Here is a 13,840-nt window from a genome sequence, read left to right on the forward strand (position 1 = left end):
ATCTAAGAATCCTATTAGTGTAAATGTGGAGCATTTTATACCTCATAAAGGGAATAAGGATTTAAAATTTTCATGGGAAAACCTCTTTTGGTCATGTGCCCATTGTAACAATATAAAGTTAGCACAATATGATAACATGTTAAATTGTACAGATCCTCAAGATAATGTGGAAAATAGGATGAATTTCAAGGTGGAACCAGTGCCTTTTGCTAAAGTATATATAGAAGCAATGGATCAAGAAAATAAAACAATTCAGACTGTTGAATTACTACATAAAGTATATAATGGAAGTACCCATTTAAAAACGATAGAAGCATCATATATTAGAGAAGCGTTAGTTGATGAAATGTTAGATTTCTACGATTTGTTAAGGAATTATATTAAAAGTGCAACTCAACAACGGACAGATAAATATTTTTTAGAGATTATCGAAAAACTAGATTCTAGTTCAGCCTTTGCGGCATTTAAGCGCCAAGTGATTAAAAATAATAGTAATCTCATTAATATATTTGGTGAACATATTAATGTTTCAAGGGAACTTAGTCCCAGCTAAAAAATGGATTCTTATTAAAAGAATCCATTTTTTCTTTTATGTTGTATTTTGGGGTCACCATGTTATTTTTAGAGAATTGTACTTTAAGTAAATATAAATATCACTTTTTAGGAGGATTATTTGTAAAACACATCTCTAAATATTCAAATAAAACCCATTAATATCTTGCACACATACTGATATCGCTAGGCTTTATCAATTTTACATTTTGTATAAATCGTTTTAAATCAACGTGGATATGATAATAATTTAGTTAAACTATATGTATAGGTAAATAAAGAAGAATGATTCATTCTTACAGAAAGATATATATCTATCTGTAAGAAAAGTTTATAGGTTAAAGATATATATGGTAATACACAAGTATAAATCATAAGGATAAGCATCATCATGTATCACCCGTTCTTTTGAAAGTGTCCAGAATGTCAATTAGTGTGTAATTTTTATATAACAAAGAAAAAACACCCGTAATGGATGCATAGTAAAATAATTTTGTTTTACAAATAATGAATATATAATTCGAGAAGATTGGCTGGATAATTTTACAGTTGTTGATCTATGGAATATAAAATAAAATATTGCATAGAGGTGAAATACATGGATAAAGAATTAGCAAATACAATTTTAGATCAGCTGAAAAATGGTGAAATAACGGAGTATGTTGTTACGAAAGATGTATTTTATACGTTCAGAGAAGTTGTTGTAAATCGAGAAGATTTTAAGCATTTCATTGGTAACGCACAGCGAGGCGGACAAGTGATTTATACATATTCAGAAACGCCACGTTCATAAAGTGAAACTTTGATCTGTGGGGGCATCCCCCACTGTTTATTAGTTGAACCAATCGGGCATTTTACCACATTGGGATTATATGTGGAAAGATAGAGCTGGCAATCGATTTATGGCAATGTGGTGCTACCCAAAAATACAAAAATCTCCTTCAAAAAAAGAAAGGCGCCTACGCACCTTTCTTTTGTAATTCATTTGTACTCTCTTCAACATCCAAAATTCCTTCTGAATCACTTTAATGCATCATTGTACGGACCTAATTGCTTTTTAGAAAAGTAATGATTTGTCTCCTTACTTTTCAGTAACATATTTCCTTTTATAATTAAAAAATAGGTAGCTACTAGAAAATAGATTAGCCCTAATATCCAATCCAAATTTGTAGCTAGATTGTGTAAAAGAACATACCTCATATATGCATAACCAATCGGAACATGTAGTAATATAACCGCACCTAATCCTGGGTTGTATATTGTTTTAGCTTTTATATTCGCAAAAATACCATGCCATATGAATTGAAAAAAACCCATAAAAATAGGTGCCAAACCAAGCCATATTATGTTTGGAAAGAAAACCGGAAGTAAATAAAAAACATACGCAATCAAAATATTTATTACCATAGCAGATTGTGTATTTAATGGATAGCGATCTGGTATATCACTTTTAAATATAACTACATTAAACAGACCAGCAAAATAACCTGGCCAACGATACTCTTCAAATTGATGCACTAAAATGGCCATAAAACTTAATGCTAACAGTGCTTTTATTTCACTCATTTCTCCCAAATTCACAACTAAACAAACAGCGACAACAATAGCCACAACTAACCCTATATCACACCAATGCTTTCTAAAGAAACTAACCATCTCTATCACCCACTCACTGTCTCAATTTTTATAAAAATAGCGTTCAAATAGGAAATCAATCTGTTTTTCTACAGACAGTACTATTAGATCTGCCCCTGATTCAAGAATTGGCATCATTAATGCTGGAAGAAAAATGGATCCAAATATTTGCACTGTCATCATCATTAAAATTTCTTGATCCGTTTCATTTGTTATTTCGCTCAAAATATTCTTCACTTTACTAAAACCTAGCCTCTTCAAAAAATCTCCATATTCGTATTGAGATGTAAATACCGTAGTTCCCATTGCAATAATTTTCCTAACTAACTCAGGGTATTGCTGAATTACTAATACATAACCCAATAAAAATATTTTTAATCTTTCTTTCGCTGGCACTTTAATATCATCTAAAATAGAAAAAGTACCTTGAAAGCTAATTAATAAGACTTTAATCGTCTCACTAATCAACTTTTCTTTTGAGCCAAAGTGGTAATTGACAAGCGCAATATTTGTATCTGACAATTCTGCGATTTTTCTTATTGTTACACTTTCGAAACCTTCTTCTTTAATTAACTCCAATGTTGTATTTAAAATCTTTTCTTTCGTTGATATGTTTTCATTTTCCCTCAACTTATTTCCCCCTCTAGAATTTATTAATTAAACAATGTTTTAAACATTGTTTAATTTTATGGTATCACCTTCAATTTTTAAAATCAATTTAATCCTTTCGACTTTTCCCTACATTTTTTATAATTTATTTTATACAAAAAGCGTGAAAATGCTAAACTGTTCACGCTTTTTGTATTTGGGGTCACCATATCAAAAAAAGAATATTGTACGTTTAGAATATTTTTCTTTGAAACAAGGGATATTTGATGCTGTGAATTCGATATTTTTTAAATGTTAACCCGTATATTCCCTTCAACAATAGGAAAAGCAAATAGTCGTTTGTAAAGGTATACCTTTACAAACAGGTTAAGAACACCTATGAAACATCAAGTTTATAAAGGTTATTGAGATTATTTTATAAACGTTTATTTTTGTTAAACACCTTTATAAACTAAAGTAATATAATCGTGGTAACAAATGTAAGGATTATGTTAAATATGGTAAATATTTATGGATATATACGTGTAAGTACAAAAGATCCAAATGAACAACGTCAATTACATAAGATGATGGAAAGAGGAGTGGAAGCTCGGCGTATTTTTGTCGACAAAGCAAGCGGACGACATTTTGATCGTCCGCAATATCAATTGCTGAGAAAAATATTGAGTCAAGGTGATATTGTCTATGTAGATGCTTTAGATCGTATGGGACGTAACTATGACGAAGTAATTTAGGAGTGGAAATACATAACAAGGGCATTACAAGCTGATATTGTTGTTTTAGAAAATGAAACATTGTTTGATAGCCGAAAATTTCGTGAGATGGGAGATATGGGCCGGTTAATGGAAGATCAATTTTTATCATTGCTTTCCTATGTTGGAGATCAAGAGCGGAAAAAAATCCATCAGCGACAAGCAGAAGGGATTGCAGTTGCTAAATCTCAAGGTAAGCATTTAGGGCGCCCTCCATTTAACCTTTCAGCATTAAGTCACAAGCAACTAATTATAATAGAAGAAACTTATGAAAAATGGAAAAAAGAGAAATGACAAGCGTTAGATTTATGGAAATATTAGGAGTTAAGAAGAATACTTTTTATAAGATACTAAAAGAATATGCAGAGAACAAATTAAACCCTAAATAAATCATATGAGCCGAATATTCATAGTACATAGTAATGTCTTCCTAGTATCGCAGTTAATAATCCAGCTTTAATAGTTCGGAATTAAAGTACTAAAACAAACATTAGTATTTTCTTATCTTGTAAAAATATGTGACGTTATTCTAAAATTAAAAAGAACTTGCAGAAATCAATACAAGTTCTTTTTAATTATAAGAATTAATAGTTATATTATTTTTCTTTCTAAGAAATCCATTTAGTTATTTCGTATAAATAATTTTGTACTTTTTCTCCTTTTAGTTAAAATACACTTATTGAGAAACTACTTCTTCTGAATTAAAATCTGTAGCCTTTGTTTCATCAATTTTTTGTTGGATTTCCTTTAAAGCTTCAGCATAATTTTGTTTACCCGCTATATTTTTTATCTTTTTTCTATTGTTCTCTGATAGTTTATTATTATATATAACAATCATTTTTTCGTCTTCTATAATATTCCCATAATCATCGAATTCAATATGCGTATTAAAGCTAGCCGTTTTATCAAATCCAGGATTTAATTTTTCAGGGATGAAAGTAGTATCCGGAACTCCATTATCTTGTTTTAAATACACAAAGTAATATTTATTTTGACTTTCAACTGCACTCTTAACTTCATTCTTAACCTCATTTGTACCAGATAAGCTTTGTTCTTCAAACACATTCTTTCCTCCATCCTTCAGAAGAAGATATCCACCGAAAAATAGAATACTTAAAAATACAAAACAACTTAATAAAACTATTTGTTTTTTCTGCAACAAATATATCCATCCTTTACTATATTTAACTTACTTCCCTAGTATCATTAACTTAGTAATTTTACGTTCTTTTGCAATCAATAAAATACTAATTAATAAAATATCACAAATTGCTAATCCTAAACTAATTTTAAATAATAACCATCTATCATTAGAAATGAAAAAACAAACCATAAAGGAAAATTGCCAAAATACCAATAAAGCGAGATAAACCACGTTATGTTTTTCAAAAAAACTGTATCCAAAAACCCATTGTAATGCAAGTATTTGTTTAAACATCTCTAAATAATATATAGCAGAAAAGAAAAGTAACACAGCAGAAAGCACTAAAAATAGTGTACAACTAATTATAGTTAATTGAAGTTTTTCTGTATCATTTGATATCTTTTGCTCAACAAGTGAGTATGCAATAGATACCGGACTCCAAATATTATCAAAATTATACTTTTCAATTGTTCTTTTTGTTTTCTTAAAAGGAAACTCATTATCTCCATTTTTGGTATAGTAGCCATAACCCATGGCAATTGAACTGGATGTATACATCGGCTCAAACTCATGCGTCAAAACCACCACTATTGGATCAATAATTTGATAATTCGTATCTACAGCCATTTGAGTAGTAAATGTAAAATAAGATTGTTCATTTTTTACATATAGTATCTTTATTTGTACTGAGTCAGGATTCTCATGATTTAGCATCATGGAATAATCTTTTTTTATTGTTGTTTTGATATCTTCTTGATTTGCTTCATATTTTTTAGGCACTAAAACCGTTATTTCAGATTTGTTAGGTATTGGTAACTGTAACTTTTCACCATCAATTCCGTATACAGGATTGATTGATAAATAATTTCTATTAATAACGATTTGTTTTCCTTCCATTCCCCAAGGGTTAGGATTTAACTCATTATTCTTTTGATTGAAATAATAATAAGACGGAGCAATGTATATGGCTCCCTGATCCTCTAATTCCTTATATAAATTCTTGAATCGATTCAAACTATCTTCATTTTTGATATCAAATCTGTCTCCAGCCCCTACTTCCATACCTAGTGATGCATAATCTTTCATCAATTCCCATTTTTCTTGTTGTGTAATTGTTTTTTTGAGTTCAATAAAAGTGCTAATCCCTTGTTGCAGTGCAAGAATTAAGAACACAGCTAATATAAATCGAATCCCGAGATTAGAATAAAAGAATAGTTTTATGGGTTTTTTATTTTTAATCATTTGAGATATATGTATATTTTTACTACCAAGCCAAGTAACGATTATAATTAAAAGTATGACTAAGAATAAAAGAGAAATGTTTTCTATCCAAAAGCCTATAAAAGGTACTATTTGCTGATATTGATTGTAGTAATAAAGAAATATTAATAGACTCATGCTAGCCAGAAGAAATGAACCTAAAATGATATTTACATACCTTCTAAGTAAATATAACCCGATTTGCCAAAAATTATCTCCGTGCATATATTGAATAGCAATAGCTTTGTAATTGTTCATAACATCATAAGACATAGCTAGTAATAATAATAAACATAATACAAAACTTGTTGTATAGATCATGGTTTGATACGGATACTCTGTAAAAACAGATATTGATTCATTTTTTGTTATTTTTATTGAAAGTCCATTTTTGTCGGCAATTTTTTTAAATAACTTGATATTTTTAGAATTGTTTAAAGAATATGTACCTCTAATATCTTTAATTGATGCTGCTGCAATCATCGGCCGAATTTCTATTGGGTTAAAATTATGAAAAATCTCAATTTGACCAATTTGATTTTTATTATTAGTTTTTATAGTAGAAAGGAATGCTTCAGAATTACTATTTGAATTCAGGAATTCCCCTGTTTTTAATTTTAACTGCTTAAAATATTGATCATAATCATATAATGCTACATAATACACGATTTTTTCTTGTTTATTTTTTGTAATTTCGTGTGACGTCCTTTGCAGATTTACTTTAGCCTGCATTGCAATTTCTGATAAAATTTTAAAGTTTTCAACTTTATTTTTTTGAGGATTCCCTTCTTTTATTTCTAAAACAAAATTTTCCTCTGAATAGTTAACATCATAATTAAAAGCTTGAAACTGCAAGTATTCAAATTGTTTAATTGATAAAAAACTCACAATTGTAAAAGTAATAAAACTAAGAATAAATATTAATTTTTTCATAATATAACCTTTCTCTTATAATTGAATGATTCTTGAAAACAGATGAGACAAAGCTGTATCATGCGTTACTACAATAATTGTTTTTCCTTGCTGGTGTAACTTTTGAAAAAGAGAGGTAATAATATCACGATTTTCACTATCTAATGAACCAGTTGGTTCATCAGCTAAAATGAGAGTTGGATTTTTAAGTAGTAGTCTAGCGATAGCAACACGCTGCTGTTCTCCTCCACTTAAAGTATGGACTTTCTCTTCACCATAGTTTGTAAGATCCACTTCCTTTAGTACTGAGCATATCGCATCTTTTTTCTGCTTTTTATTTAGCTTTTTATGTTTAATAGCAATTTCTAGATTACTATTTACAGATTCGTTATCTATTAATGCATAGTTTTGAAATATGAATCCAATATCATTTCTTAATAAGTCTCGTTTTTTCTTATTAGAATTTGTTTCCTTTCCTAACAATTTGATTTCACCAGAATCTGGATTTTCTAACATGCCAATAATATTTAAAAGTGTTGTCTTCCCCTTCCCACTTTTTCCATATATCCCAATAAACTCTCCTGCTTTTACTTCCAAATTAAAATTTTCAAAAAGAATTTTATTGTTAAAACTCTTATTCATATTATTTATAAAAATCATATAAATCCCACCTTAAAAACATTTTAAGGGGATTTATATAATTTCTATAAATCCCCACAATATCAATATATTTAATTAAAAAACATATTTTTGGTAAGTTACAGCATATGGTCCAGTAAAAGCTAAATGTAAAGCAGCTTTATAACCAGGTCCTACAGCTATACTCTTATAAGGAGTGCCATTTTTTGTGATTCCAGAGGCATGTACTCTAGAAGAATGATAATATATAGCGTAATGCTCCATTTTATTTTTATCAAAACCAGTATCAAAACTTTCTGCTGCAGAGGCTGCAATAGGTACTAGTGCTCCAATTCCCAACATAGCTGAAAGTGCTAAAGTAATTGCCTTCTTTTTCAATTTTATTCCCACCTTAAAAATCTTGTTTTTTATAATACTAAGAAAATATATTCTAATTTAAAAATTATGAAAGGTGCGCATCTTTCCAATTCATCTTAATCCAAATGGTATATTATAACAATAAATTAATCGAAATATGCAAAATTGCATATTTTTACCTTAAATTAAATTTAATCCCAAAAACAATAAAAAAAACTAGTTCTAAAATGAAGAACTAGCTTTTTGTACATTTACTTTCAATTTAAATCATCTAATTTACTTTTCTATAGTCCATCTTTAAGTTAGCGTTTCCTGATAATTCTAGATATTCTACTGTAATTTTGTGTACACCAGCAGTCATCGGTATTTTTACTTTACGGATATCTCCTCCATTCGCAATCCAAGAATCAATTACCCGCTTATCGTCAACATATATTCTTACTCCATCATCTGCCTTAGCTTCAAATTCATAATTTCCATTCTCAAATAAACCTAATTTTGTAAATCTAGCAGAGAAATTATCATTAGGGATACTTGGATACGGAGAAGTGCTTCCCCAGTTAAAATCAATATTAATAAATCTATCTATTGACCATTTCCCCCCTTTTACAATTGCATCACCCTTTAAATCTTTATTGGCATAATACTCAGCTGTCCAATGTGGAAATGGCACTGCAGTAGCATATGGCTCGATACCAAATTCCACCTTACTTCCGCCACTTTCTTCTAAGTATTGTACTTCAATAAGGTGAACATCTTTTTCTGTAGACTTGCCAAGAATTGTTGCGCCTGTATTGTCGTCAATAACTATCTTTCGAGCATCTTCTACAAATCCACCACTTCCATACCAACGATCTATAACAAGTTTGCCATCAATATAAACTCGTAAGCCATCATCAGCTTTTCCACGAATAATATATTCACCTTTAGGTAAACGTTTTACGGTGGTATAGCGCGCAGAAAAATTATCCTTTGGTACCTTCAAAGTTGGAGCGCCTTCGCCATTATCTTCTGCAAGTTTTTGCTGTTGACCAAATGGCTTAATTACTCTTGCATCTACAGGAAGTCCTTGTAAATTCTTATTTGGATAATAATACCCCAACCAATGATCAAATGGAACTACATCAGAGAAGATACCCGCATTCCCTGTCAATTCATGAAAATCTGTATCTATTTTATGCTCTCCCGCTGTTAACTTTGGTAGTAGTGCACGTTTAATTTGTCCAATTGAATCATTATTCCATCCATCAATAATATTCTTACCGTCAAAATTTACTTTAACATAATCATCGGCAAGAGTTTGCATAAAATAATCCCCTGCTTCTAAATGTTGCGATTGATCAAATTTAGCCGAAAACTCATCATTTTTTTGTCCTTCTGGTGCACCTAATCCCCAATTATAATGAACTTGGCTTGTTTTTTCTTTGTAAACATTATTACTAGATGAAATATCAGCACCTGGAATAACAGCATAAAAATTATCAATATCCGGAGTCCAAACAAGATAATGATCTTGAGGAGTAGACATCCATTCATCATGTACAATTGCTGAACGGTGCCAAACTCTTTCAGCAGGATCAAAGATTTCCTCATATCCTACACCTGTCACAGCATGATTTTTATAAATTGGATGTGTTTGAGTTGTGATAATAGCCGGTCTATTTTTATCTATTTCTTTCTTATATTCCTCAAAAACAGCAGGGTTCACAGGCTTGTTCTTATATTCTTTAATAGTCACAGAATATTTCCCTGTTTTTTCCCAATACTCTTTCGTGCCTGCAATACCATCATTACCAAATGTATTACCTTGGGCATCTGTTTTCATTAATTTCGGTAGCGTATCAATAATATAAGTTTCATAATCTGCCTGATTATTTTTTAGACGTGGGAATCCATTATTTGCCCAATATACAGAAACATTTGCATATGCTGTAGGTAAACATCCATGAGTCCAGTCGTAGTCTGGCACATTCGGTATAAACTTATGATTATAATATGGAGCATTCGCTGAGCGAGTTAACCCATTAATTTTTTTTATATTTTCTATATTTGAGGTAGTGTTCTGTGCATTCGTAAATATATTTATTTCTTCTAATTTTTCCTTAGATACTGATTTTTTAGTGTTCAAATCAATGAAGGAACCTTCTATATCTGATTTTTGCAAATATGAAATAGGTGACACATAAATGCTATTCTCTTTATTAATTGTTTTGAATGGATTAGCACCTTTCCTTGTAGATTCTATTACACCCGGAATCTTTTCGTTACCGCTCACAATAATAAATCCATTTTCCTGGTCTGCTTTTTGTACAACAAAAAGATATGCAGTTATTTTTTTATTTTCGTCATATAATTTTCTATCAAATACCAGCTTACTGTCTTTCCAATCAGTATTAGAATTATTCTGAATAATATTAAAATAATTCATTGCTTGTTGTGTCGCTTTCTCAATAGGGACAATCCTTAAATCTCCCTTTTCTTCGGCATTGACACTGGTTGTAGTGACTAAAAATAAAAATAAAAAGGTTAAAACGGTATAACTAGTTCGAAATACTTTAAACATACAAAAACTCCTTTTCTATAAAATTTTGAATTCTCACATATGATATAACAATATTTAGAAAAAAGTAAATTATTTTCCTATATAAAAATTTACATATTTTTAAAATTGAATTATAAATATATAGACTACTAAAAAGGGAGGTCCATAAATATGTGGAAGAAAACATTACTTATTTTTTGTTTATTATTTTCTATTTCTTTATCCGAAGGTGGCTTTGCATCTGCTCAAACAATCCCATCAAATGAAATGACTTCAAGTTTCTCTTACATTTTAAAGAGAAATGCCTTAATTATGGCTTATGCTGCTGAAGAGGCTAAAGAAGAAGGCACTTATCCTTGGAGTGTTGGATTGGCATTTGCCGAAAAAGTAAAGCCTGGTGGTGAATGGGATTATAAAACAAAATTCGGAAGAAAAAAACAGTTCATTTACAATGGCTACTTGATGAAAGGTGAAGACTTAGGAAATATTCACTTTGGTTATGTAGCAAGAGCTGGAACAATACCAATTGAACTATTAGCTGATATTGAAGGAGCTTACCAAATCTGGTATAGCGAGGAATTAAAAGGATGGGCTGATAATTATTTTGATCAAGAAAATGATGAAGCAGGTAGAGCATATGGGGTTATTTTATGGGATAACAAATTGCTTCCGAATCCCCAAGATCCACCACCTCCACCGGTGAAGCCTTTTGATCCTAGTGCAGAGAAACAAAAATTTAATGCTTTAACTGTTCAAGAAAAAACTAAAATTAAAGCAGATATACAACGTATCTCTAAAGAATTATCAAAGTAAATATATAAGATTTTGATAATGTAAACTGACCTCATAAATAGGGGTCAGTTTTTTATATTCCTTAAATATGCAATTATGCATATTTAAGGAATTCAATTGCTATAATATACCATTTATTCTAAAATGTTATAAGATTATGAATTAAGGAGATGCGATATGAAACCTATTATTAAAGGGGTAAACATGAGTGTTTTAGCAATGAGTCTTTTACTTCCTTCTACTGTCAGTTTTGCGGATGAAAACATTGATTCTAGTCAAGACAAAAAAACTGTTGTCACATCAAAACCACCATCATTAGATCCTGAAGAAGGAAAAAAAATCCTTGAAATCGGAAAGGAAAAAGCTAGGAAAGCTTGGGAACAAGAAAATCAAAAAAATAAGATAAACAGAATGCGACCACCATCTGAAAGCTATTTTCGACCTGTTACACATTTTAAACAAAGTGATTGGTTTTATTGCGGACCAGCATCAGCACGCAGTGTTCTGACTTTCCACAAATCAGATAGTGGATCATCATTTCCAATACCAACTGAAGAACTTCTTGCTTCATTAATGTTAACAACTAACCAAGGAACAAATTCTCTTAATTTGGCTTGGGGATTAAATGCATACAAAGACAATTATGATTTTGCTGATAGTACCTATGGAGCTATGAGCCCTAGTAGCATTAGGGAACTAGAAGTATTAGTAAAAAACAAATTATCAGATGGAACGAATGTACCGATTGTGCTGACAAATACACAACACATGGAACGTTATAAAAGAGCAGAAAAGAACTATAGGCATTTTATAGTAATTAATGGCTATCATGGTGCAGATAGAACAATGCAAATTGTCGATCCTAATCACAAATTAGATAAAGATGGAAAATCCTTAGGTGGTGTATATGAGGAGAAAGTAGACGAGAATGGAAAAGGAGTAGGAAAAGCCGTTCTAAGTGCAACAGGTGGCAATCCAACATTAGTATATTGAGAAATTTTAAAATATTATTGTTTATTCTATGTCTAGGTATACTTGTATCTTGCAGTCAAAACAAATCAAATATAAAAGAAAAAGAGCTTAATAGTACCTATACAGAATTAAAATTGGATTATGAAAACTATTACATGGCGTCTACATTCAATAACAAAATGTACTTACCTGTTTCTGATAATACTAAAGAACGTCTACCTAATAAACTTCTTGCATATAATTTCTCTAACCAAACAGAAGAGACTATATTTCATTCGAAAATGGGTAGCGAGGCAAATATACAAGGGGTACATGCTAATGAAAAATGGTTATTATGGATGGATACCAATGCTATTGGATCAAAAACCATTCTATACGCAAAAAATTTAAGTAATGATAAGGAAAATCAAATCCATAAAACAAATGAAATTATAGAACCTTATCTTTATAAACATTATGTATCATGGATGGAAATTAATGAAGGGCAAAAAAATGCAGATATTATTCTCTATGATCTAGAAACTAATACAAAAACGAAAATAGATACTGTACAATCTTATGATACAGCTAGTACTACACTTCATATGAATGAAGATAAATTAGTCTATACTAACTCTACTGAAAAACAAACTACCATAAGCACATATAGCTTAAAAAATAAAAATATAAACAAATATGTAGTTCCACAAAATAATGTTTTAGCTCCTAAAATTGTAGGTAACAAAATAGTCTATGTAAGCTTATCTAGCGATGAAAAAACAAGTGGAAATTCAATTGAAAGTTATTTCATTTTGGATATGGACTCTAAGCATGTAACACCACTCTCTATTGAAGGGGTAAATACCCAACAAGGAGATGGGATTGGATCTATGAGTGCAACTATGAATTATTGGGCATTTAGAACTGACAATCAAAAAATTTTGGTATACCAATTTAATAAAGATAGTTATAAAAAGATCAAATTAGATATTCCAAATGCATTTCAATTACGTATGTCAGAAAACGGAGACACCAATATTATATGTGACAACCCAAATACCTTCCCAGAAAAAGTGCATGATTCTATTGTGTCCATTTCATATGATAAATTAAAATCTGAATTTCAAAATAAAAAAACAGAGTCCTATATTAATTAAATATCCGAAACCTATTCTATAATTTAATTACTAAAAAATTGAGTTTATAAAAAAGCTATTTCAAAGAAATAGCTTTTTTATTTCCTTAAATAGCAGCGCTTCTTTAAAAAACAGTATATAGAAATAATAAAAACAGAATTTTAACAGGAGTTATAGGATTAATTTGTATTAACCGTTTGTTTTGGTTTATGTATCTTTCGAGAGGAGAGGGTAGGGCATGGAAATGCCTAAAAACAGGTTGTTACTCCGAACGACTAAGTTATTTAGACGTTTGAGCTAAATGTAAAAACACTTTAATATGTATAATTATTTTCTGAACATTACAAACTGTCTGTTTTACTCGGAGATGCTGGTTCTTCCCCTTATAGGGGGAGATGGGCAAAAACACCCTAATTTCATTGTAAATAAATTTGATAAATGGTTTGCAACATTAATAACCGGTTCCTTAACATACAAGGTACCGGTTATTTTGTTTCTAAAATGTGTCTAAACGTACAATTTTCTTTTTTTGATATGGTGACCCCATGCCCATCAACTT

At 30.2% G+C, this 13,840-nt stretch carries 12 protein-coding genes and 1 pseudogene; 6 read left to right on the forward strand and 7 right to left on the reverse strand.

Annotated elements, in window-relative coordinates; genetic code table 11:
• The first annotated feature begins 190 nt into the window (after positions 1-190).
• Both M1D73_RS28895 and M1D73_RS28900 read left to right on the forward strand, forming a co-directional pair.
• Entirely contained in the window at positions 191-553 is a 363-nt protein-coding gene (locus tag M1D73_RS28895; RefSeq protein WP_139020211.1) for a hypothetical protein, read from the forward strand.
• A 597-nt stretch (positions 554-1,150) separates the two neighbouring features.
• On the forward strand, positions 1,151-1,345 hold the full coding sequence (locus M1D73_RS28900; protein ID WP_000356686.1) for a hypothetical protein: 195 nt from the start codon (positions 1,151-1,153) through the stop codon (positions 1,343-1,345).
• 227 nt (positions 1,346-1,572) lie between these two features.
• Here M1D73_RS28900 and M1D73_RS28905 read toward each other — a convergent pair whose 3' ends face one another.
• Positions 1,573-2,208 (reverse strand): HXXEE domain-containing protein, encoded by a 636-nt coding sequence (locus M1D73_RS28905; protein ID WP_171053863.1) that lies wholly within the window; start codon positions 2,206-2,208, stop codon positions 1,573-1,575.
• Between the two features lie 21 nt (positions 2,209-2,229).
• A complete protein-coding gene (locus M1D73_RS28910; RefSeq protein ID WP_098212991.1) occupies positions 2,230-2,817 on the reverse strand; it encodes a TetR/AcrR family transcriptional regulator in 588 nt (195 codons plus the stop codon).
• 476 nt (positions 2,818-3,293) lie between these two features.
• Here M1D73_RS28910 and M1D73_RS28915 point away from each other — a divergent pair.
• A pseudogene (locus M1D73_RS28915) lies at positions 3,294-3,937 on the forward strand (recombinase family protein).
• A 287-nt stretch (positions 3,938-4,224) separates the two neighbouring features.
• Here M1D73_RS28915 and M1D73_RS28920 read toward each other — a convergent pair.
• The 5 genes from M1D73_RS28920 to M1D73_RS28940 all read right to left on the reverse strand — a co-directional run bounded on the left by M1D73_RS28920 (position 4,225) and on the right by M1D73_RS28940 (position 10,423).
• A complete protein-coding gene (locus tag M1D73_RS28920; RefSeq protein WP_139020212.1) occupies positions 4,225-4,611 on the reverse strand; it encodes a hypothetical protein in 387 nt (128 codons plus the stop codon).
• A 126-nt stretch (positions 4,612-4,737) separates the two neighbouring features.
• Positions 4,738-6,885 carry a DUF1430 domain-containing protein gene (locus M1D73_RS28925; RefSeq protein WP_098212989.1) on the reverse strand — a complete coding sequence of 716 codons (2,148 nt, stop codon included), beginning with the start codon at positions 6,883-6,885 and terminating at the stop codon, positions 4,738-4,740.
• 15 nt (positions 6,886-6,900) lie between these two features.
• Positions 6,901-7,524, reverse strand: a complete 624-nt coding sequence (locus tag M1D73_RS28930; protein WP_086400827.1) for a putative bacteriocin export ABC transporter — start codon at positions 7,522-7,524, stop codon at positions 6,901-6,903.
• A gap of 75 nt (positions 7,525-7,599) precedes the next feature.
• A complete protein-coding gene (locus M1D73_RS28935; RefSeq protein WP_061663964.1) occupies positions 7,600-7,881 on the reverse strand; it encodes a hypothetical protein in 282 nt (93 codons plus the stop codon).
• 250 nt (positions 7,882-8,131) lie between these two features.
• Positions 8,132-10,423 carry a PA14 domain-containing protein gene (locus M1D73_RS28940; RefSeq protein WP_098212987.1) on the reverse strand — a complete coding sequence of 764 codons (2,292 nt, stop codon included), beginning with the start codon at positions 10,421-10,423 and terminating at the stop codon, positions 8,132-8,134.
• A gap of 150 nt (positions 10,424-10,573) precedes the next feature.
• Between M1D73_RS28940 and M1D73_RS28945 the strand changes: the two genes are divergently transcribed.
• From M1D73_RS28945 to M1D73_RS28955, 3 genes are all read left to right on the forward strand, one after another.
• Positions 10,574-11,215 carry a polymorphic toxin type 44 domain-containing protein gene (locus tag M1D73_RS28945; RefSeq protein ID WP_086400825.1) on the forward strand — a complete coding sequence of 214 codons (642 nt, stop codon included), beginning with the start codon at positions 10,574-10,576 and terminating at the stop codon, positions 11,213-11,215.
• 156 nt (positions 11,216-11,371) lie between these two features.
• A complete protein-coding gene (locus tag M1D73_RS28950) occupies positions 11,372-12,187 on the forward strand; it encodes a C39 family peptidase (RefSeq protein ID WP_098212986.1) in 816 nt (271 codons plus the stop codon).
• Positions 12,188-12,321: 134 nt separating this feature from the next.
• A complete protein-coding gene (locus tag M1D73_RS28955) occupies positions 12,322-13,302 on the forward strand; it encodes a hypothetical protein (protein WP_227900830.1) in 981 nt (326 codons plus the stop codon).
• Positions 13,303-13,840 lie beyond the last annotated feature (538 nt).

This window comes from Bacillus sp. PK3-067, assembly GCF_056738645.1.